This is a genomic window from Nocardioides sp. NPDC057767 (assembly GCF_042798275.1).
Classification (GTDB): domain Bacteria; phylum Actinomycetota; class Actinomycetes; order Propionibacteriales; family Nocardioidaceae; genus Nocardioides.
This window is the reverse complement of sequence record NZ_JBHVKJ010000051.1, coordinates 21,682-42,706: the sequence shown is the minus strand read 5'-3', so window position 1 is coordinate 42,706 and position 21,025 is coordinate 21,682. Positions and strand designations below refer to the sequence as shown.

At 71.3% G+C, this 21,025-nt stretch carries 17 protein-coding genes; 9 read left to right on the top strand and 8 right to left on the bottom strand.

Annotated elements, in window-relative coordinates:
• Positions 1 to 59: 59 nt before the first annotated feature.
• From ACFVDI_RS22510 to ACFVDI_RS22500, 3 genes are all read right to left on the bottom strand, one after another.
• Complete coding sequence (locus ACFVDI_RS22510) at positions 60 to 1,358, bottom strand: DEAD/DEAH box helicase (RefSeq protein WP_378910469.1); 1,299 nt, start codon at positions 1,356 to 1,358, stop codon at positions 60 to 62.
• A gap of 172 nt (positions 1,359 to 1,530) precedes the next feature.
• Positions 1,531 to 2,685 carry a zinc-binding dehydrogenase gene (locus tag ACFVDI_RS22505; protein ID WP_378910466.1) on the bottom strand — a complete coding sequence of 385 codons (1,155 nt, stop codon included), beginning with the start codon at positions 2,683 to 2,685 and terminating at the stop codon, positions 1,531 to 1,533.
• A gap of 16 nt (positions 2,686 to 2,701) precedes the next feature.
• The gene (locus tag ACFVDI_RS22500) at positions 2,702 to 3,697 is read right to left on the bottom strand and encodes a hypothetical protein (RefSeq protein WP_378910464.1); all 996 of its coding nucleotides are present in this window, start codon (positions 3,695 to 3,697) and stop codon (positions 2,702 to 2,704) included.
• A 198-nt stretch (positions 3,698 to 3,895) separates the two neighbouring features.
• Here ACFVDI_RS22500 and thrS point away from each other — a divergent pair, with 198 nt between their 5' ends.
• The 5 genes from thrS (at position 3,896) to ACFVDI_RS22475 (ending at position 10,703) form a co-directional block, all read left to right on the top strand.
• Positions 3,896 to 5,884 (top strand): threonine--tRNA ligase, encoded by a 1,989-nt coding sequence (gene thrS / locus ACFVDI_RS22495; protein WP_378910461.1) that lies wholly within the window; start codon positions 3,896 to 3,898, stop codon positions 5,882 to 5,884.
• Between the two features lie 223 nt (positions 5,885 to 6,107).
• Positions 6,108 to 7,103, top strand: coding sequence for a diiron oxygenase (locus tag ACFVDI_RS22490; RefSeq protein ID WP_378910459.1), 996 nt, complete (start codon positions 6,108 to 6,110; stop codon positions 7,101 to 7,103).
• Positions 7,104 to 7,148: 45 nt separating this feature from the next.
• Positions 7,149 to 8,831, top strand: a complete 1,683-nt coding sequence (locus ACFVDI_RS22485; RefSeq protein ID WP_378910456.1) for an FAD-dependent oxidoreductase — start codon at positions 7,149 to 7,151, stop codon at positions 8,829 to 8,831.
• Between the two features lie 54 nt (positions 8,832 to 8,885).
• Positions 8,886 to 9,593 (top strand): TetR/AcrR family transcriptional regulator, encoded by a 708-nt coding sequence (locus ACFVDI_RS22480; protein WP_008356928.1) that lies wholly within the window; start codon positions 8,886 to 8,888, stop codon positions 9,591 to 9,593.
• A gap of 57 nt (positions 9,594 to 9,650) precedes the next feature.
• A complete protein-coding gene (locus ACFVDI_RS22475; RefSeq protein ID WP_328530306.1) occupies positions 9,651 to 10,703 on the top strand; it encodes a M36 family metallopeptidase in 1,053 nt (350 codons plus the stop codon).
• A 12-nt stretch (positions 10,704 to 10,715) separates the two neighbouring features.
• Here the strand turns inward: ACFVDI_RS22475 and ACFVDI_RS22470 are convergent, their stop codons facing one another.
• Positions 10,716 to 12,251: a hypothetical protein gene (locus tag ACFVDI_RS22470; protein WP_378910452.1), complete on the bottom strand. Its 1,536-nt coding sequence runs from the start codon at positions 12,249 to 12,251 to the stop codon at positions 10,716 to 10,718.
• A 126-nt stretch (positions 12,252 to 12,377) separates the two neighbouring features.
• On the opposite strand from ACFVDI_RS22470, the gene ACFVDI_RS22465 reads away from it, so the two are divergent.
• Complete coding sequence (locus ACFVDI_RS22465) at positions 12,378 to 13,646, top strand: MFS transporter (RefSeq protein WP_378910450.1); 1,269 nt, start codon at positions 12,378 to 12,380, stop codon at positions 13,644 to 13,646.
• Here the strand turns inward: ACFVDI_RS22465 and ACFVDI_RS22460 are convergent.
• Together ACFVDI_RS22460 and ACFVDI_RS22455 are read right to left on the bottom strand one after the other, a co-directional pair.
• Positions 13,643 to 14,305, bottom strand: a complete 663-nt coding sequence (locus ACFVDI_RS22460; protein WP_378910448.1) for a response regulator — start codon at positions 14,303 to 14,305, stop codon at positions 13,643 to 13,645. The genes ACFVDI_RS22465 and ACFVDI_RS22460 overlap by 4 nt on opposite strands.
• Positions 14,284 to 15,558 carry a sensor histidine kinase gene (locus tag ACFVDI_RS22455; protein ID WP_378910444.1) on the bottom strand — a complete coding sequence of 425 codons (1,275 nt, stop codon included), beginning with the start codon at positions 15,556 to 15,558 and terminating at the stop codon, positions 14,284 to 14,286. The genes ACFVDI_RS22460 and ACFVDI_RS22455 overlap by 22 nt, the downstream gene beginning before the upstream one ends.
• A gap of 110 nt (positions 15,559 to 15,668) precedes the next feature.
• Here ACFVDI_RS22455 and ACFVDI_RS22450 point away from each other — a divergent pair, with 110 nt between their 5' ends.
• From ACFVDI_RS22450 to ACFVDI_RS22440, 3 genes are read left to right on the top strand one after another with little or no spacing between them, the layout of a single operon-like run.
• Positions 15,669 to 16,460, top strand: coding sequence for an ABC transporter ATP-binding protein (locus tag ACFVDI_RS22450; protein WP_378910440.1), 792 nt, complete (start codon positions 15,669 to 15,671; stop codon positions 16,458 to 16,460).
• Positions 16,457 to 18,340 (top strand): FtsX-like permease family protein, encoded by a 1,884-nt coding sequence (locus tag ACFVDI_RS22445; RefSeq protein WP_378910437.1) that lies wholly within the window; start codon positions 16,457 to 16,459, stop codon positions 18,338 to 18,340. The genes ACFVDI_RS22450 and ACFVDI_RS22445 overlap by 4 nt, the downstream gene beginning before the upstream one ends.
• Before the next feature lie 40 nt (positions 18,341 to 18,380).
• Complete coding sequence (locus ACFVDI_RS22440; RefSeq protein ID WP_378910472.1) at positions 18,381 to 18,923, top strand: HIT family protein; 543 nt, start codon at positions 18,381 to 18,383, stop codon at positions 18,921 to 18,923.
• A gap of 24 nt (positions 18,924 to 18,947) precedes the next feature.
• Here ACFVDI_RS22440 and ACFVDI_RS22435 read toward each other — a convergent pair whose 3' ends face one another.
• The gene (locus ACFVDI_RS22435) at positions 18,948 to 20,336 is read right to left on the bottom strand and encodes a GntP family permease (RefSeq protein ID WP_378910434.1); all 1,389 of its coding nucleotides are present in this window, start codon (positions 20,334 to 20,336) and stop codon (positions 18,948 to 18,950) included.
• Between the two features lie 49 nt (positions 20,337 to 20,385).
• The gene (locus tag ACFVDI_RS22430; protein ID WP_378910430.1) at positions 20,386 to 21,024 is read right to left on the bottom strand and encodes a bifunctional 4-hydroxy-2-oxoglutarate aldolase/2-dehydro-3-deoxy-phosphogluconate aldolase; all 639 of its coding nucleotides are present in this window, start codon (positions 21,022 to 21,024) and stop codon (positions 20,386 to 20,388) included.
• Position 21,025 lies beyond the last annotated feature (1 nt).

Sequence of the window (21,025 nt, the reverse complement as noted above, 5' to 3'; positions counted from 1 at the left end):
GGAGCGAACTGCCCATTTACCGGCGAGTAATAGGCAGTTCGCTCCCGGACTACCCCGATTCAGCGCGAGCCGGCCGCCCGCTGACGCTTGCGGGCGCGCGAGCCGGGGCGGCTCTTCCGGTTGCCGGTGCCCTCGCCGGCGGGGCGGCGCGGCGGCTGGGTGACGACCGGGACGAAGGGGCCCGGACGGCTCCGCTCGCCCGGGGCGAGCTCGACCAGGATCGGGTGGGTCGGACCGTCCACATGGGTGGTCGTGGGCTTGATCCCGGCGGCGCGGGTGAGGGTGCGTACGTCCTTGACCTGGTCGGGCAGCATCAGGGTGACCACGGTGCCGGAGGCGCCGGCGCGGGCCGTACGCCCGGAGCGGTGCAGGTAGGCCTTGTGCTCGGCGGGCGGGTCGGCGTGGACCACGAGGGTGACGTCGTCGACGTGGATGCCGCGGGCGGCGATGTCGGTGGCGACCAGGGTGGTCGCCTTGCCGGAGTGGAAGGCCTCCAGGTTGCGGACGCGGGCGTTCTGGGAGAGGTCGCCGTGGAGCTCGACGGCCGGGATGCCGGCGCGGCCGAGCTGGCGGGCGACGCCCTTGGCGCCGTGCTTGGTGCGGGTGAAGACCACGGTGCGGCCCGGCGCGGCGGCCAGGTCGGCGAGCACCGGGATGCGGTGCTCACGCGCCGAGAGGTGGAGCACGTGGTGCTCCATCTCGGCGACCGGCGACTGGGCGGAGTCGGCCTCGTGCACCACCGGGGCGGAGAGGAACTGCTTGACCAGCACGTTGATGCCCTTGTCGAGCGTGGCGCTGAACAGGAGCCGCTGGCTGCCCTTCGGCGTCATCGTCAGCAGGCGTCGCACGGCAGGCAGGAAGCCGAGGTCGGCCATGTGGTCGGCCTCGTCCAGGACGGTGACCTCGATGGCGGACAGGTCGGCGTGGCGCTGACCGATCAGGTCCTCGAGCCGGCCGGGGCAGGCGAGGACGACGTCGGCGCCCTTGCGCAGGCCGATCACCTGCGGGTTCTGCCCGACACCACCGAAGACGGTCTGCACGCTCAGGCCCGCCTCCGTGGCGAGCGGGCGCAGCGACTCCTCGATCTGCCGGACCAGCTCACGGGTCGGCGCGAGCACGAGCGCACGGGGCTTGCCCGCCTTCGCCTTCGGGCCGCCGGCGAGCCGGGCGACGAGCGGAAGCAGGAAGGCGTACGTCTTGCCCGACCCGGTCCGCCCGCGGCCGAGCACGTCGCGCCCGGCGAGGGAGTCCGGCAGGGTTGCTGCCTGGATCGGGGTGGGGGAGGTGATGCCGTGGTGGTCGAGAACGGCGGTCAGGTCTGCGGGCACGCCGAGCGCGCTGAAGCTCTGCTGAGACAAGGAGAAGTCAACTTTTCAAGCGAGGTGTCTCGCCATAGGAAAAGTCGCATCCGAGAGCGGCCGGGGGCAAGACCGGAACGGGCCGCTGGTAAGCAGATACTACCGGTAGGTGACCCGTCTACCAGAATCCTGGGTGCCCCTGGTCTCGACAGGCTCGACCATCGGTCTCATGTCACGCCCACGGGTCGACCAGGATCTTGGCGTGCGTCTCCGGGTCGGCCAGATCCGCGAAGGCCTGAGCGACCCCGTCGAGACCGACGGTGCCGGTGTGCAGCGGCGATGGGTCGACCTTCCCGCCGGCGATCAGCTCGAGCGTGCGCGCGAACTCGGCAGGGTCGTAGCCGAACACGAACCGCAGGTCGATCTCCTTGTGGATCGCGATCGCGGGCCGGATCGTGTCCGGCTCCATGCAGACCCCGACCACGACGACGCGGGTGTGCAGCGGTGCCGCGGTCATGATCTGCTCCAGCATCCCGGGCACGCCGACGCACTCGAAGACGACCGGACCGGTCGGATTCTGCCCGAGGCGGTCGGCGTTGAGCAGCACGGTCTCCCAGGGGAGCAGCGGGATGCGCCGGATGACCTGCATCGCGTCGATCCCGAAACCCAGGTAGTCGGTCAGCGAGCTCACCGGTCCGCGCTGCTTGTAGGCGTCCCATGGGGAGGACTCGCGCGGGTCGACGACCACGTCGGCCCCGCACTCCACCGCCAGCGCGCGGCGCGCGGGGGAGAGGTCGGAGGCGACCACCGTCTTCACCCCCTGCGCCTTGAGCATGAGGATGACGGCCAGCCCGATCGGGCCGCAGCCGATGACCACGGCCGGGCGCCGTGCGGAGACCGCCCCGCGGCGTACGGCGTGGAAGGCGACCGCGAGCGGCTCGGTGAACACCGCCCGGTCCGGCGCCACTCCGTCGGGGACGGGGAAGGTGAACGCTTCCTGGACGACGCAGTACTCGGCGAAGCCGCCGGGGGAGTCGATGTCGAAGCCGACCATGTGGATCGCCCCGTCCGTACGCAGCACCGGCAGCGCCGCCACCGAGGTGCCCGGCTCCCAGCGACCGCGGGTCTGTGGTCCGTAGGAGACGACCTCGCCGAGGATCTCGTGGCCCAGCACGATCTCCTGGTCGGGCGTCATCGCGGTGGTGTAGCCGATCTCGGTGACCACCTTGTTGAGCTCGTCGCTGTGCTCGCGCACGTGCAGGTCGGAGCCGCAGATCCCGGTGCGCAGCACCTTGATCAGCAGCTGACCCGGCCCGGGCTCGGGACGCGGGACCGACCGCACGGAGAGCTCGCCCTTGTGGACCACGGTTGCGCGCATCTGGTTCATCGGGGCCGACGCTACCTCACTCCGTCGGCAGCGATCCGGAGGCGATCCGGTGCAGGTGGGCGGTGAACGAGTGCTGGTGGTCGACGCGGGGCAGCCGCAGCGCGGCGTCGGTGACCAGGTGCAGGGTGACGTCGATGCGTGGGTTGGCCTTGCGTTCGTCGACGACACCGGTGTCGATCCGGGTCACGTCCTCCCAGAGGATGACGTCGGTGTGCCGGGCATGCTCCAGGACCAGACCGCCGTCGTAGAGCCCGAGATCCACCGCGACCGGCCGCTGCAGGCCGAGCCAGGCCAGCCGGAACCCGAGGAGCAGCCCGGAGAGCGCGACCAGGCCCCCGGCCAGCACCAGCACCGTCGGCAGGTGAGGCCGGGTGGCGACCCAGGCGCCGAACGCGATGAGCGCCGGGCCGAGGACCAGCCCGACGGGCGTCAGCCACGCCCGTCCGTGCGCCGGGTGCGTGCTCAGCCGGATGCCGAGATCCTCGGTGAGCGTCTCCTCACCCGGCGTACGCAGCCACGCCCGCCGCGTCGGCAGCACCACCAGCCCCAGCACGGTGAGCGCGATCCCGCCCCACAGCAGCGGGTCGCGGCCCATCCCGAGGATCCGGGCCGGCCACGGGTTGATCGCATGCTCGCCGTAGGCGTCGGAGTCGACCACCCACATCCGGAAGGTCGCCTTCGACGGGTCCGGGTCGCGGCCGATGTCGCGCAGGGTGCCATGGATGCTCCCGGTGACCTGCTCGCCGTCGGCGCGCCACCGCCCCTCGCAAGAGGTGATCTCGCCGGTGCCGCCGTCGAACTCGCACCGCTTCACCACGCTCACCTCCGCCCACTGCCCGCTGTTCCAGCGGTCGGCGGCCTGCTGGGCGATCACGGTGGCCGGGAACAGCATCGCCAGCGTGCCGAGGCCCAGCGTGATCAGGACGGTCGCCATCGACGTACGTCGCTGTAATCGGATGATCCGCCGAGACGGGTCGATGAGACGGGACTTGGGGCCGGTGGTCGGGAGCACGAGGCCTTTCACATCTGGGAAGGGAGGGACGTCGATCGAGGCGTCGAAAGTGTAGTCGCATGCCCCTACGGGTTCGTGCCCACAGCCTCGGCCTGACGCGGCGTTCACCCATTCGCAGTACGCCGCCGGCGGCGGATACGATCGGGACGCCGCGCGAGGATCGCGGTCCACCCATCACCGGAACCCACAGGAGCATCCGTGTCCGAGATCAAGATCGCCGTACTCACCCCCGACGGGCGCGAGGAACGGACGGTCACTACGGGCACGAAGGCGTGGGAGCTCTTCGCGGACAACCCCGACGTGATCGCCGCGCGGGTCGGTGGGGATCTCAAGGACCTCTCCTACGAGCTCGCCGACGGCGACGACGTCGAGGGCGTCCTGATCGACTCCAAGGACGGTCATGACATCCTGCGCCACTCGACCGCGCACGTGATGGCGCAGGCGGTGCAGGAGCTCTTCCCCGAGGCCAAGCTCGGCATCGGCCCGCCGGTCACTGACGGCTTCTACTACGACTTCGACGTCGAGACCCCGTTCGTGCCCGAGGACCTGGTCAAGATCGAGTCCCGGATGAAGAAGATCATCAAGGCCAACCAGAAGTTCTCCCGCCGGGTCACCACCGACGACGACGCCCGCGTCGAGCTGGCCGACGAGCCCTACAAGCTCGAGCTGATCGGCCTCAAGGGCTCCGCGGCCGACGCCGCCGAAGGCGCCGACGCCGAGGTCGGCGGCGGCGAGCTGACGATCTACGACAACCTCGACCGCAACGGCGAGATCGCCTGGAAGGACCTCTGCCGGGGTCCGCACCTGCCGACCACCAAGCGGATCCCCGCCTTCAAGCTGATGCGCAGCGCGGCGGCCTACTGGCGAGGCGACGAGAAGAACAAGCAGCTCCAGCGCATCTACGGCACCGCCTGGGAGTCCAAGGAGGCGCTCGACGCCCACCTGGCCCGGATCGAGGAGGCCGAGCGCCGCGACCACCGCAAGCTCGGCCGCGAGCTCGACCTGTTCTCCTTCCCGGACGAGATCGGTTCGGGCCTCCCGGTCTTCCACCCCAAGGGCGGGATCATCAAGCGGGAGATGGAGGACTACGTACGCGCCAAGCACATCGAGCACGGCTTCGAGTACGTCGGCACCCCGCACATCGCGCGTGAGCAGCTCTTCCACACCTCGGGCCACCTGCCCTACTACGGCGACGGCATGTTCCCGGCGCTCGACGTGGACGGCCAGGACTACCGCCTCAAGGCGATGAACTGCCCGATGCACAACCTGATCTTCCGTTCGCGCGGGCGGTCCTACCGCGAGCTGCCGCTGCGTCTGTTCGAGTTCGGGTCGGTCTACCGCAACGAGAAGTCGGGTGTCATCCACGGGCTCACCCGCGTGCGCGGCTTCGCCCAGGACGACTCCCACTCCTACTGCACCAAGGAGCAGGCGCCGGCCGAGGTCAAGCACCTGCTCGACTTCATGCTGACCGTGCTCAAGGACTTCGGCCTCGACGACTTCTACCTGGAGATGTCGACCCGGGACGACGCCAACAAGGACAAGTTCGTCGGCAGCGACGAGGACTGGGCCGAGGCCACCAAGATCCTCGAGGACGTCGCGTCCGAGACCGGTCTCGAGCTCGTGCCCGACCCGGGCGGCGCGGCGTTCTACGGGCCGAAGATCTCCGTGCAGGCCAAGGACGCGATCGGCCGGACCTGGCAGATGGGCACGGTGCAGTACGACTTCAACCAGCCCTCCGCCGACCGGTTCAACCTGGAGTACCAGGCCGCTGACGGCACCCGTCAGCAGCCGGTGATGATCCACTCGGCCAAGTTCGGCTCGATCGAGCGGTTCCTCGGTGTCCTCGTCGAGCACTACGCCGGTGCCATGCCGCCGTGGCTCGCCCCGGTCCAGGTGGAGATGATCCCGGTTGCGGATGCGTTCAACGACTACGTCTACGACATCGCCGACAAGCTGAAGAAGGCAGGCGTGCGCGTCGAGGTCGACGAGTCGAGCGACCGTTTCCAGAAGAAGATCCGCAACGCCCAGCTCCAGAAGATCCCGTTCATGCTGATCGCCGGTGGCGAGGATGCCGAGAAGGGCGCGGTCAGCTTCCGCTACCGCGACGGCCGCCAGGAGAACGGCATCCCGGTCGACGAGGCGATCGAGCGGATCGTCGCAGCCGTGGAGTCGCACGAGCAGGTCTGAGCCTGTCGACGGGGTCACGGGGGCCCGCCGAGATAGTCCAGGGAGTTTCCGTCCATTACCAGCCGGTAGATGGACGGAAACTCCCTGGACTACGTTTTCGACCCCGCAAAATACACGCGACACTAAGTCGCGCGTACTCTTGTTATCGGGACGCGTGTCCGGGTAACGTGGGTCACGTCGTCAGTAGTTCAACGCAGAACGCAACGGTGAAGGAGCGATCGTCATGACCGCCGTTCAGGATGAGAAGTCCACCGGATACGTCCGCCAGGGCAAGCAGGCCTACCTCGACACGCTGCGTACGCTGTCCGAGGCCTCGGTCGAGGTGCACTTCGACCCGTTCAAGGACATCGACTGGGACTCCGACGACCTCGCGGTGCTGCCCGACGACGAGCGCTGGATCCTCAACGACGCCGACGAGATCGGCGCCCACCCGTGGTACAAGGCGCTGCCCAAGCAGCGCCAGATCGAGATCGGGATGTACCGCTGGGCCCAGGTCGCCAAGGTCGGTCTGCAGTTCGAGCAGCTGCTCATCGGCGGCGTCATGAACCACCTGGTCTGGTCGAAGAACAACAACCCGGAGTTTCGCTACGCGACGCACGAGGTGACCGAGGAGACCCACCACACCCAGATGTTCCAGGAGTTCGTCAACCGGGTGAACCCCGACGTGGCGGGCGCGCCGACCTACTTCAAGGTCCTGGTGCCGCTCATGGCCTCGGCCGGCGCGTGGTTCCCGGAGGCGTTCTTCACCGGCATCCTGGCCGGTGAGGAGCCGATCGACCACCTGCAGAAGGGCGCGATGCGCTCCGGCGGCAGTCACCCCGCGGCCAACCGGATCATGCAGATCCACATCGCCGAGGAGGCCCGTCACATCGGCTTCGCCCACCAGTACCTCGAGCAGCACGTGCCCGAGCTCGGCCGCGTGAAGAAGACCCTGCTGGCCTACCTGTTCCCGGTCATCATGCGCCTGCTCTGCGACGTGATCATGGTCCCGAGCAAGCAGGCTCGCTACGACATGGGCATCCCGGACGAGGTCGCCAAGGAGATCTGGTGGAAGTCCGAGGAGTCCGAGAAGCTGCTGCGTGACCTCTTCGGTGACGTACGCCTCCTCGCCGACAACCTGGGCATCCGCAAGGGCCCCGCCAAGCTGCTGTGGAGGCTGACCGGCATCGACGGGCGCGCCTCGCGCTTCCGTGCCGAGCCGCGCGCGGCCTCCTACTGATCCCTCAGATCCCTTCAGCCTGTGGTCCTAGAACGGTAGTCACCAGTGCCTCACGTCGTCACCCAGTCGTGCTGTGCCGATGCCTCGTGCGTCGTCGCCTGCCCGGTCAACTGCATCCACCCCGCCCCCGGTGAGCCCGGTTTCGGCGAGGCCGAGATGCTCTACGTCGACGCCAAGAGCTGCGTCGACTGCGGAGCCTGCGTCACCGCCTGCCCGGCCGACGCCATCGTGCCGCACACGACCCTGACCGCTGCGCAGAAGCCGTTCCTGGCCATCAACGCGGAGTACTTCGAGGTCTTCCCGCACAAGGACCGCACCCCGCTCGCCCTGGTCCACCCCCAGCGCCGGCTCACCCGCACCGGGCCGTTCCGGGTCGCAGTGGTGGGGGCCGGGCCGGCCGGGATGTACGCCGCCGACGAGCTGCTCAAGCACCCCGAGATCACCGTCGACGTCTTCGACCGGCTGCCGACGCCGTACGGCCTGGTCCGGGCCGGCGTCGCCCCCGACCACCAGAGCACCAAGCAGGTCGAGAAGCTCTTCGCCCAGATCGAGTCGCAGCCCGGGTTCCGCTACTTCCTGGGCGTCGAGGTCGGCAAGGACGTCTCCCACGCCGAGCTGACCGCCCGCTACCACGCCGTCGTCTACACCGTCGGTGCGGCGAGCGACCGGCCTCTGGGGATCGAGGGCGACGACCTGCCCGGCTCGCTCAGTGCGACCGACTTCGTGGGCTGGTACAACGGCCACCCGGACAAGCAGGACCTGCCCGTCCACCTCGACGCCGAGTCCATCCCCTCGGGCCGGGTCGTCCTGGTCGGCAACGGCAACGTGGCGCTCGACTGCGCCCGGATCCTCGCCGAGGACCCGGAGCGGCTGGCGGGCACCGACATCGCGGAGGGGCCGCTGGCGGTCCTGCGCGACAGTGCGGTGCGGGAGGTCGTCGTCCTCGGGCGCAGGGGGCCCGGGGAGGCGGCTTTCACCGTCCCTGAGCTGGTCGGACTGATGGGCCACACCGGCGTCAACGTCGTGGTGGACACCGGTGACCTTCCGATCGAGAAGGCGCTGGCCGGCGGCGAGACGACCACCCGGCTGCTGCGCGAGCTCGCCGGCCGGGAGGTGCGTCCGGAGCTGCGTACGATCGTTCTCCGCTTCCTCAGCTCGCCGGTGCGCGTGCTGGGCGAGGGCCGGGTCACCGGCGTCGAGATCGGTCGCAACCGCCTCGAGCGCGACGCCGACGGCGTCGTCCGGGCCGTCCCCACCGGCGAGACCGAGGTCGTCGAGACCGGGATGCTGCTGCGCGCGGTCGGCTACAAGGGCCTGCCCGTCGCCGACCTTCCCTACGACGGTGCCACCGGCACCGTCCCCAACGAGCGTGGCCGGGTGCTCCCGGGCGTCTACGTCGCGGGCTGGGTCAAGCGCGGCCCGAACGGCTTCATCGGCACCAACAAGACCGATGCCGAGGAGACTGTCGAGCAGCTGCTCGACGACCTCGACGCCGACCGGATCCCGGTTCCCGTGGGCGACGTCCGCGAGATCACCGCGGTCGTACGCAGCCGCCAGCCGGGCATGGTCGACCTGGCCGGCTGGCAGGCGATCGACCGTGAGGAGAAGCGCCGCGGTGCGGAGTCCGGCCGCCCGCGGATCAAGATCACCGACCTCGAGGAGATGCGGGGCATCGCCGCGAAGTCGCGGAAACCCCGATACGCTCTGGGGCGCCGCAAGGAGCGCTGAGACGCTCTCGGCACCGGGTTGAAATCGGGAGCACGGGATCAGGGGGAGACGCGGGTGGCCGGGGAGAAGCGGGATGGCCGGCAGGACCGGTGGAGCAAGCACAACGAGCAGCGCCGCCAGCAGATCATCGACGCCGCCATCGCGGTGATCGAGGCCGGTGAGCCGGGTGCCGACGTCCAGGTGCAGCAGATCGCGGTGCGCGCCGGGCTGTCCCGTACGGTCATCTACCGCCACTTCGAGGACCGTGCCGACCTCGACCGGGCCGTGCAGCAGGCGATCCTCGACGGCCTCTGGTCCGACCTGATGCCCGGGATCACGCTCGACGGCACCGTGCCGCAGATCATCGAGCGGATCATCGGCACCTACGTACGTTGGGCCCGGGCCCATCCCGCCCTCCACCTCGCCGCCGACCACGACATCGACGGCGGCGACGACGGCCCCCTCCAGCAGGGGATGGAGCAGCTCGCCGGACGGATCTCGACCATCGTAGGCACCGCCGTGATCGCCCTCGGCGGCAACCCCACCGAGGAGGAGGCCGAGGCTCTCGATCCACTGATCTACGGTCTCGTCGGCGCGGTCTTCGGGGCCGTACGCCGCTGGCTGACCCGCACCGGCGAGCGCCTGCCCGCCGAGACGCTGGAGCGGCTCACCGCCCAGTCGATCTGGTACGTCATCGACGGCCACGCCCGCGGTTTCGGGATCGAGCTCGATCCCGACCTTCCTCTGGAAGAACTCCTGTCCAAGGACATCCTCGCGGTATAGCCTCCCGGTATCGCCCGGCCGCGCGGCCGTTCATTCCAGGAGAAGACCATGCCCCACATGCGCAGACTCTCGATCGCCGTCACCGCAGGCCTGGCGGCCACCGCCGGGCTCGCCGTCCCGCTGAGCACGGCCACCGCAGCCCCCGGGAGCGGCTCGTCCGAGGGCACCGCCCGCGTCTTCATGGTCAACCCGGTGCAGTCCAGCAACGACCAGAACCTGACCGACCAGAAGGACGCCGCGAGCGCCGTGCCGGAGAGCGCCTACGCCGAGGTCCCGCTGAGCCACCTGGACGGCTCGGGCTACCTCCGCGGTGACTACGCGGTCGTCGAGTCGAGCACCGGCACGCCGGCGTACTCCACGACCAACACCTACTCCTACGACCGCCACCAGGACCAGTTCGAGCAGGTCATGGGCTACTTCTGGGTGACCCGCGCGCAGACCTACCTGCATGCCCTCGGCTTCGGCGAGACGCTCCCGGGCGTGCTCGACGAGCCGTTCTCGGTGAAGATCAACCAGTACGGCGGCGACAACTCCTACCAGACCGACAAGCCGTTCCGGATCCGGCTGGGCAAGGGTGGTGTCGACGACGCCGAGGACGCCGAGGTGATCGTCCACGAGTACGGCCACGCCGTCCACGCCGACCAGGTGCCCGGCTACGGCAGCAGCCTCGACGCCGGCGCGATCGGGGAGTCGTTCGGTGACTACCTGGCCGTGACCGTCGGGCTCGACGCCGCCGACGAGTTCGGTTGGCCGGTCGCGGCCGACCCGTCCTGCCCGATGGACTGGGACGCGACCTCCTACACCGACGCCCCGCACTGCATCCGCAGCTTCCACCTCGACCTGACCCTCGAGGACCGCCGCAACCAGGTGCACTACGACGGCCAGATCTGGAGCCAGGCGCTCTGGGAGATCCGTGAGGGCTACCAGGCGCTCGGCCTCACCACGCGCGACTGGGACACCACCCTGATCTACTCGCAGTTCTCCTACGCGCCGGACACCAGCTTCCAGGCCGCTGCCGCCGAGACGTACGCCGCCGCGGCCGCTCGCGACGGCCAGGCCGCCGCTGACCTGGTCCGTGCCCGGTTCGCCGCGCGGGGGATCACCTTCTGACCTCACCGGCCATCACCGGCGCCGCCAGATGTGCCAGTTCCCGTAGCTCATCCGTTCGACGTAGTGCCGCACGAGGTACCGCTGCGCGCGGTCGCCGTCGAGCCCCCAGGTGTCGAGACTGTCACCCTCGACGACGACCCATCGCGGCGCTGAGCCACCGGCCATCACGCCGCGCAGGTGGGTCAGGTGCGGGTCGCGGACGCGTGCCGGGAGGCTCCACAGATTCTCGTACGGGCTCTCGAGTCCGCTCGCGGCGATGATCTCCGGATGCCCGAACCCGACGACGACGCCGTCCGAGGGGCGCGCGTGCTCGCGCAGATAGGTCGAGACCTGGGCCTCCGGGGTCCTCTGCGGTGTGGCAAGAGCCGAGACCGTCCAGGCCACGAGAGCGGCGGCGACCGTGTACGCCACTGCGTACCTCAGCGCGCGCCCGGGCAGAGAATCGGGTGGTGGATCGTGTCGGACGGTGGCCACCAACAGCACCAGACCGGGGACGATGCCGGTCAGGTAGTGCAACCAGTAGCTGCCACCCGCGGGGATCGCCAGCAGTTCCCAGGCGGTCATGGCGAGCACGGGCGGGGCCAGCGGCGACCTGCGGGTGAGGACCGCCGCCACCGCGACGACGAGGACGATGGCGGCGCCGCTACCCAGGGACGCCGTGACGAGCTGTGCGCCTCGGACAGCCGTCGCGGAGGAGGCCGAGGCGTCGATCAGCTCCGAGGCATGGGTGCGGAAGACCACGACCGCGTCCCACAGGTCGGGCACGGAGGTTCCCCGCGCGCCGGCCCCGACGACCGCCGCGCCGAGCGATGCCGAGGCACCGCCCGCGAACGCGGCTGCCCGTGCCCACAGCCGGGCCACATGCCGGTGCGAGACCGCGACGAGCACGGCGGTGAACACGAAGACGTCGATGAAGTTCTGCTTCACCAGCGCGGCGGCCATGCCGGATGCACCGGCCGCGGCGGCGAGTGCTGCGACACGCCATCCCCACGGTCTGCGCGTCGTCTCCACCATGCAGACGAGGCCGAGAAGGACGAACGGCACCGCGAGCATCTCGCCGTTGACCGCCGACATCCCGAGCAGCGGGCTGGACAGCAACGCCGCAGCCAGCACCACGGTCGTGAGCCGCGCCGAGCGACTCCCCGGTGACACCTGGCTCGCCAGGACGCCCGCCAGGGCGACCGACATCCCGCCGGCGATGGCGCCGAGCAGCTTGAGCCCGGGTGCGACGACCCCGGAGGTCGTGGCCTCGACAGGTCCGAGGTGGCCTGCGACCGTGAACAGCCACAGCAGCAGTGGTGGTCGGTCGACCCAGTAGTCGCCGTACAGCGAGCGGCCCGGCTGCCACTGCTGCGCCACCATCAGAAAGCCGCTCTCGTCCGCGGTGAGCGGGCTGTGGAGGAAGGGCAGCCATGCGGCCGCCGCGAGCAGAGCAGCCAGCAGCACGATCGTCATGTCCGCCCATCCGCTGCCGGTGACACGTGTGCCGCCGGCGCCGGGCCTCTCGGGTGCCGACGCAGAGGTGCGGTCACTGGCAGGTGTGGTCACTTCGGCACGCTAGGTGAGCCTGGATGAAGGCGATTGAGCCGCTTGCGCGCAACGTCGTGGGGTGTTGCCACTCTATGACCGTCACCCAACCGAGCGCAGCGGACCCTGCGAGAATCGATCCACGTGATGCAGACACCGCCCGGCCACGACGAGACACCCGGTGCCGGGCCGAGGGCATGGACCCCGTGGCGTACGGTCTTCGCCTTCGGCCTCGTCAGTCTCTGCGCCGACATGGTCTACGAGGGCATGCGAGCCATGGCCGGGCCCTACCTCGGCAGCCTGGGCGCCTCCGCGCTGACCGTCGGCCTCATCACCGGGGCCGGTGAGGGCATCGCGCTCGTGCTGCGGCTGGTGACCGGCGTGTGGGCCGACCGGAGCCACAACCACTGGCGACTGACCGTGCTCGGCTACGCCATGACCGCGGTGTGTGTCCCGCTGCTCGCGGTCGCGCCGTTCATCGGTGGTGCCGGGCTCGCCGTCGCCGCCACCCTGATCCTGCTCGATCGCACCGGAAAGGCTGTTCGAAGCCCGGCCAAGTCGGCGCTGCTGGCTCGGATGTCCACCTCCACCGGCCGGGGCAAGGGGTTCGCCGTCCACAAGGCCTTGGACCAGGTCGGTGCCTTCTCCGGGCCACTCCTGCTCGCCGGCGTCGCGGCCGCGACCGGCCTCATCTGGCCCGGCTTCGCCCTCCTCGCCGTCCCCGGGGCGGTCTCGCTCCTGCTGCTGGCCCAGCTCCGCCGCCGGGCGCCGATCGTGACCGAGCCCGAGGCCGATCCCCAGGTCGCGGCCGCCGCCCCAGGGCGGAGCTCGCTCGCGGAGCTCGGCCGAGCCGTCACCGGAGGGGACCTGCCGCGTACGTTCCACCTCTTCTCCCTGGCCGCCGCGATGATGACCGCCGGCCTGATGACGTTCGGCGTCATCTCCTTCCGGATGGTCGATGACGGTCTCCTCCTCGCGGCCGCCGTTCCTCTCGTCTACGCCCTGGCGATGGCGGTCGAGGCTCTCGCGGCGCTCGGCACCGGTCAGCTCTTCGACCGCCGGGGCAGCCGGGTGCTCCTGGTCGTCCCCGCCCTCGTCGCGCTGGTGCCGTTGTGCGTGTTCGCCTCCGAGCTCTGGCTGGTGCTGGCCGGCGTCGTGGTGTGGGGCGTGGCCTACGGCGTCCAGGACTCGACGGTCAAGGCGTACGTCGCCGACCTCGTCCCGGCGCCACGCCGGGCCACGGCCTACGGCGTCTTCGCCGCTGTCCAGGGTCTCGGCGCGCTGGCCGGCGGCGGCCTCGCCGGTGCGCTGGTCACCGGTCACGTCCCGGTCCTGGCCGGGGTGATCGGCGGGTTGCAGGTCGCTGCCTTCGCGCTGCTCGTCCACGTCACCGCGCGCCGGCCCGGCCCCGCCTAGGCCTCGCGCAGGTAGGCGAGCACTGCGGAGACGCGGCGGTCGGTGGTGGGATCGAGGCGGAGCTTGGCGAAGATGTTGCCGACGTGCTTGCGCACGGCGGCCTCGGACACGAAGAGCGCGGCGGCGATGCTGCCGTTGGTGCGGCCCTCGGCCATCAGCGCCAGCACCTCGCGCTCGCGCGCGGAGAGCACGTCGAGCGGACCGTCGGGCTGGTGCCGGTTGAGCAGGCCGCGTACGACCTGGGGGTCCACGACCGTCTCGCCGCCGGCCACCCGGTCGAGACTGTCGAGGAAGTCCCGGACGTGGCCGACCCGGTCCTTGAGCAGGTAGCCGATCCCGCCGCCACCGGTGGTGTCGAGGAGCTCGGCGAGGTAGGCGTCGGCGACGTACGCCGAGAGCACCAGGACGGCCAGGTCACGGTGCCGCCGGCGGAGCTCGGCGGCGGCGCGCAGTCCCTCGTCGGTGTGGGTCGGCGGCATCCGGATGTCGGTGATGACCACGTCGGGGCGGGTGTGGTCGGTGAAGGCGAGCAGGGCGTCCGCGTCGCCGACCGCGGCGATGACCTCGTGGCCGGCCCGCTCGAGGATGGCCAGGAGTCCTTCGCGCAGCAGCGCGGCGTCCTCGGCCAGGACGATCCTCAGGGGAGCGCGGTCGGGCACGTCATCCTCACTTCCGTCGGTCCACCTGACGGGCTGATGATCTCCAGGTGGCCGTCCAGGGCCGCCAGACGGGTGGCCAGGCCGGCGAGCCCGCCGCCGGGACGCACGACGGCGCCGCCGGTCCCATCATCGCGTACGCCGACCTCCAGCCGGTCACCGGTCAGCTGCCCCTCGACGCGGGCCGAGCCGGCACGGCCATGGCGGACCGCGTTCGTGAGCGCCTCGGCGACCACGAAGTACGCCGCGGCCTCGACCGGCGCCGGCAGCCGGTCCTGCACCCGCAGGTCGACGGCGACCGGCAGCCCGGCGGCGTCGGCGAGCTCGTGGACGGCGGCGGTGAGACCGTGGTCGACCAGCACCCGCGGGTGGATTCCGCGGACGGTGGCGCGGAGCTCGGCCAGCGCCGTCTCAGCCTGGGCGTGGGCCTGCCGGACGAGGTCGAGCCCGGCGCCCTCGGGCACCTCCAGCTCGGCCAGGCCGAGCGTCATGGTCAGCGCGACCAGACGCTGCTGGGCGCCGTCGTGGAGGTCGCGCTCGATCCTGCTGCGCTCGGTCTCGAAGGCGTCGACGAGGTCGACGCGGGAGCGGCGCAGATCGGCGACGGCGGCTGCCATCCGGGTCTGGGCCGGTTCGAGCAGGAGCCGCGCCAGGCTGGCCTGGGCGGCGGCGAGAAGGGTGGCGGCGTACAGACCGGCGAACAGCAGCACCAGCCCCGGGGCCACGGCGATCCAGGCCTCGGCAGGCGTGTCGAGCTGCCAGGGACCGAACGCGACGGGACCGTCGAGCCGGACCAGGAACGGGGCGAGCACGAGCACGCCCGGGATGGTGATGATCAGGTTGAGCGCGACGGCGTCGACCACCCACATGACCGTGGCGAGCAGCACGGTGTAGCCGACCTCGGGCCCGGAGATCCGCAGCCGGCGCAGCGCCCGGAGCCGGTCACCCCAGGCGATCGGCGCGGGCCGCTCGGCCGGTCCCGGGCGGCTGTCGGGGAGGACCAGCCGGAGGCGTACCCGCTCCACGTCGGCGACGAGCGCCGCCAGCAGCGGGATCCCGGCCAGGACCAGCACTCCGACCAGGATGACCAGGGTGAGCAGCCCGAGGCCGAGCAGCGCGAACAACAGCACGGCGACGACGAGCCCGACCACCGCCCCCGAGGCCAGGTAGGCCAGGGCGCGCCACGGCCAGCTGGAGGCGACCAGCCGCCAGGGGGAGGAGCGCAGCGCCGCCCAGACGTCGGGTGGGGGTCTCATGACTCCGGAGCCTAGGCACTCATCGCCCCGTCGCGGGGTAGCGCACGCGCTACCTCGTCGTGGCGTCCGCACCCGTGCGCGCGGCCCGGGCGAGGCGTTTGCTGGCGGACATGACCGCCACCATCCCGGCCGCCGTCCTTGCATCCCGGCCGCCCGGCCCGCCCGCCGTCGTCCTCGACGACGTCACCCGCACCTACCGGTCCCGCTCCGGCACGGTCCACGCCCTACGGGGCGTGAGCCATGCCTTCGCCGCGGGTACGTTCACCGCGATCATGGGCCCGTCGGGGTCGGGCAAGTCCACGCTCATGCAGATCGCCGCCGGCCTCGACCGGCCGACCCGGGGCAGCGTCCGGGTCGCCGGGACCGTCCTGGCCGGCCTGAACCGGACGACCCTGACGAAGCTGCGCCGGAACGTGATGGGCTTCGTGTTCCAGCAGTACAACCTGCTCGACGCGCTCACCGCGTACGACAACGTCGCGCTTCCCGCCCGTCTCGCCGGACGGCGCCCGGAACGTGCCGAGGTGATCGGAGCCCTCGAGCAGGTCGGTCTGCACGGGCTCGCCCGGCGGCGGCCGCCGGAGCTCTCCGGTGGCCAGCAGCAGCGCGTCGCGATCGCGCGTGCGCTGCACTCCCGGCCCGCGGTGCTCTTCGCCGACGAGCCGACCGGGGCGCTGGACCGCCACGCCGGACGTGACGTGCTCGAGCTGCTGCGGCACCTCGTCGATGCTCCGGGGACCCGCGGGCCGGCGCAGACCATCGTGATGGTCACCCACGACCCGCTCGCCGCCTCGTACGCCGACAGCGTGCTGTTCCTCGCCGACGGCCAGGTGGTCGGGCAGATGGAACGCAGCGACCCGGCCCGGATCAGCGCCCGCATGGCCGAGCTGGAGCCCGTGGGATGAACGTCGTCGTGATGGTCTCGCACAGCCTGAAGACCCTGCGCGGGTCCTGGCCGCCGTACGCCGGGGCCGCCGTCGCCCTCGCTGGTGGGATCGCCCTGATCACCCTCGCCACCAACATGCTGGGAGCGCTCGCCACCGCCACCGACGGGCTGGACCCGCAGACGCGCACGCAGATCGACGACCTCGGGTCGCTGTTCGGCATCATGGCCGGCATCTCGCTCTTCCTGGCGCTCTTCGTGGTCTCCTCGACCTTCGGGTTCGTGGTGGCCACCAGGCGCCGCGAGCTCGGCCTGCTCCGTCTGCTCGGCGCCACCCCGGCCCAGGTGCGGACCCTGCTCCTCGCCGAGGCGCTCGGGGTCGCGGCCGTCGGCACGGTCGCCGGCTGCGTGCTCGGCACCGCGGTGACTGCGCCTGTGCTGCGCGTCCTGCACCTGGCTGGGGTCACCCCGGTCCTGCTCACGATGCCCGGCCAGGGCGCCGGGTGGGCGATCGCCGCCTCCTGCGGGGTCGGGGTCGCGCTGGTCGGCGCCTGGCGCGCGGGCGCCCGCGCCGGACGTACGCAGCCGGTCGAGGCGCTGCGCGAGGCGGTCCTCGAGCGCCGCCGGCCCACGGTGGTCCAAGGGCTGGTCGCGCTCACCGCGGCCGGCGGTCTGGCCGCCACCGCCTGGTTCGCTCCTGGGATGCCGCTGCTGTTCGCCCTGCTCGTGGGCATGTTCCTCCCGATCCTCGCCGTGGTCGGCGCCAACGCGGTGGGCGGTCTGCTCTACACCGAGCTCGCGGCCTACGCAGGTGCCGCGATGGCGCGACGGGACCCGGCGGCCCACCTGGCCCGCGACCTCGCCCGCACCAGCGGCCGGATGACCGCCGCGGTGGCGGCGCCGGTGGTGGCCATCATGGCGGTCGCCGGCTCGATGGTGCTCGCGGTCGGTGCCACCGCCGACTGGAGCGAGGGCGCCGACCGGGCAGCGCTGCGGTCGGAGCTGGTCGTCGAGCAGGCGGAGCGTCCCGAGCGGATCCAGGACGTGCCCGGGGTGCGGGTGAGCGACGTACGCCGCACCGCGCAGGTCGGATTCGGGGGAGGTCTCGAGGACGTCGAGGTGGTCGATGTCTCCAGTGCGGCCGCCACGCGGAGCCTGCAGGCGACACAGGGGAGTCTCGCCGCCCTGCACGGCCGGGCCATCGCGGTGACCTCGTCCTACGTCACCGACCTCGGCATCCGGGTGGGCCAGACCCGCCGGATGCGCGTCGGCGACCGCAGCGTCAAGGTGCGCCTCGTCGCGGTCGTCCCCGACGCCCCGAACCTGTGGGCCGACGTCGTCGTGCCCGACGACCTGCCCGGTATCGGCAAGGTCGCCCGCGACACCGGGACGGTCTTCGTGCGCACCGACGCCGGCGCGGACGTCGCTACGACGGCCCGGGCGCTCCGGGACGGCGGAGCCGAGGTGAGCACCGCTGCGGAGTGGGTTGACACCGTCTCTGCCGAGGCCCGCGCCACGAACGAGGTCGTGCTGTGGGTGATGCTCGGCCCGGCCGGGGTCTACGCCGCGATCGCGGCCGTCAACGCGATCCTGATCGGGATGAGCCAGCGCCGTCGTCAGACCGCCACCGCCCGCCTCCTCGGTGCCACCCCGGCACAGGTGCGCCGCACCACGCTCTGGGAGACGGCGTTCACCGGCGCCGGCGCCCTGCTGGTCGGCGGCGCGATCGCCGGATTCACCGGCTGGCTGGTGCGGCAGGCGGTCGTACGCGACGTACCCGACGCGCCGCTGACATTCCCCTGGCAGGCCCTGTCCGGGATCACCGCAGCCTGCCTGGTGGTGCTTCTCGCGGCCGCTGTCGCCGGGGCGTACACCCTGCGCAGCGGGGAAGCGCCCGACTGACCTTTCCAGGGGATTAAGTAGTGTTTGCCGCGTGACGGAGATGGACGGCGTACTCACCCAGGACGGCATCGGCGAGGGCGACGGGCTGGAGCGGCTGTGGACCCCTTACCGGATGGCCTACATCCGCGGGGAGAACAAGCCCAGCGACCCGTCGGAGACGAAGTGCCCGTTCTGCCGGGTGCCGAGCCTCGAGGACGCCGAGGGCCTGGTCGTGCATCGCGGCGAGACCTGCTTCGTCGTGCTCAACCTCTATCCGTACGCCCCGGGCCACATGATGGTGTGCCCCTACCGTCACGTCGCCGGCTACGTCGAGACCACCGACGAGGAGGCCGCCGAGATGGCGGTGCTGACCAAGCAGGCCGTACGCACCCTCGCCGGCGTCTCGCAGGCCGAGGGCTTCAACATCGGGATGAACCAGGGCACCGCGGGTGGCGCGGGCATCGCCGCCCACCTGCACCAGCACATCGTGCCCCGCTGGATCGGTGACCAGAACTTCATGCCGATCATCGGCCGCACCAAGACCCTGCCCCAGCTGCTGACCGACACCCGCGAGCTGCTCGCGCAGGCGTGGGCGTCGGTCTAGCAGAGTCGATGCAGGGGCCGAACCTCAGACGATCGCCCAGGCGACGGCGGCGGCCGCGAAGCCGGTGACGGAGAGCACCGTCTCCAGCACGGTCCAGGTCGCCAGGGTCTGCTTGACGGTGAGGTTGAAGTAGCGCGAGACGATCCAGAAGCCGCCGTCGTTGACGTGGCTGAGGATGATCGATCCGGCGGCGATCGCGACGGCGATCACGGCGAGCTCGGGCTGGGAGTAGCCCGAGGCGAGCGTCGGGCCGACGATGCCGCCGGTGGTCACGATCGCCACGGTCGCGGAGCCCTGGGCGATCCGGAGTCCGCAGGAGATCACGTAGGCCAGCAGGAGGACCGGCAGACCGGCGTCGGCGAGCACCTCGGCGAGAGCGGCACCCACGCCGGTCGCGGAGATGACGGAGCCGAAGAAGGCGCCGGCGCCGACGACGAGCAGGATCATGCCGACCGGCCGCAGCGAGGCGCCGGTGAACTCCGAGATCTCCTCGAGCTTCATGCCGCGCCGGATGCCGAGCAGCCAGAAGGCCAGCAGCACGGCGATGGTGAGCGCGATCGCCGGGTTGCCCAGGAAGGTGAGCACGCTGAGCAGCCGGCCCGGGTCGAGCAGCATCGTGCCGAAGGTCGCGCCGAGGATCAGGAGCAGCGGCACGGCGATGACGGCGAGGACGAGGGCGAGCGAGACCGGGGCGACGGGCGTCGGGTCCTCCTCGGCCTCGGTCTCCGCGACCAGGAACTCCTCGGGCACCGAGACCTGCACGCGCGGAGCGATCCAGATCGGGAACAGGATCCCGGCCGCCGCGAACGCGGGCAGGCCGCACAGCAGGCCCATGATGATCAGCCAGCCGAGGTCGACGCCGAGGAGACCGCCCAGGGCCGTCGGGCCGGGGTGGGGCGGCAGGAAGGCGTGCGTCATCGACAGGCCGGCCAGCACCGGGAGGGCGTAGAGGACGAGGGACTTGCCGCCACGGTGCGCGGCGACGTACACCAGCGGGGCGAGCACGAAGATGCCGATGTCGAAGAAGACCGGGATGCCGAAGATCAGGCCGACCAGGCCCATCGCGATCGGGGTGCCGCGCTCGCCGAAGATGCCGATCAGCTTCGAGGCGAGGACGTCGGCTCCACCGGAGCGCTCGAGCAGCGATCCGAGCACGGTGCCGAGACCGATGATGAGCGCGATGTGGCCCAGCACCCCGCCGAAGCCGGTCTCGATGAGCGACTCCTTCGAGGCGAGGGCGGTGCCGACCATCTGCTCGATGGACAGACCGGCCGCGACGGCCAGGCCGATGCCGCTGATGAAGAGCGCGATGAAGGGTTCGAGCTTCACCTTGATGATCAAGAAGAGGAGCACGGCGATCGCCGCTGCGCAGAGCAGCAACAGGCCGGGGGTGCTTGTCTGGAGCCAGTGCATGGCTGGTTCTCCCGTCGGGGTCAGGGTGGGGGATGGGTAGGGGACGGACTCAGCGCAGCGCTGCGCGGAACCGGGCGGCGTTGGTGGTGATCTGCTCCCACCGGGCCTCGTCGACGTCGGCGGGCTCGACCACCGACGTCCCGGCGGTCACGGCGATGGCGCCGGCCCGCAGGAACTCCGCGGCGTTGTCGTCGTCGACTCCGCCGGAAGGGATCAGGGCGACCTCGGGGAACGGGCCCCGCAGGTCGGAGAAGTAGCGCGGGCCCACGGCCCGGGCCGGGAAGATCTTGACCGCGTCGGCGCCCAGCGCGGTCGCGGTGAGGACCTCGGTCGGGGTGAGCGCGCCGAGGACGACGGCCGCGCCGTGGGCGTGAGCCTCGGCGACGATCTCCGCGGCCTCGGCCGGAAGACCGGGCGTGACCAGGAACCGGGCGCCGGCCGCCAGCGCGGCTCGGGCCTGGTCGGCGGTCAGCACCGTCCCGGCGCCGATCACGATGTCGTCGTCCGCGCGCGCGGCGACCTCGGCGAGCAGGTCGGTCAGGCCCGGGGTGGTGTAGGTCAGCTCGACGGTCCGGATGCCGCCGGCGGCCAGAGCGTGGCACAGCGCGACGGGATCCTCGAGCCGGGAGGCGCGTACGACGACCAGCGCCTGGTCGGCGCGGAGCGTGTCGATCACGGGGTTGCTCATC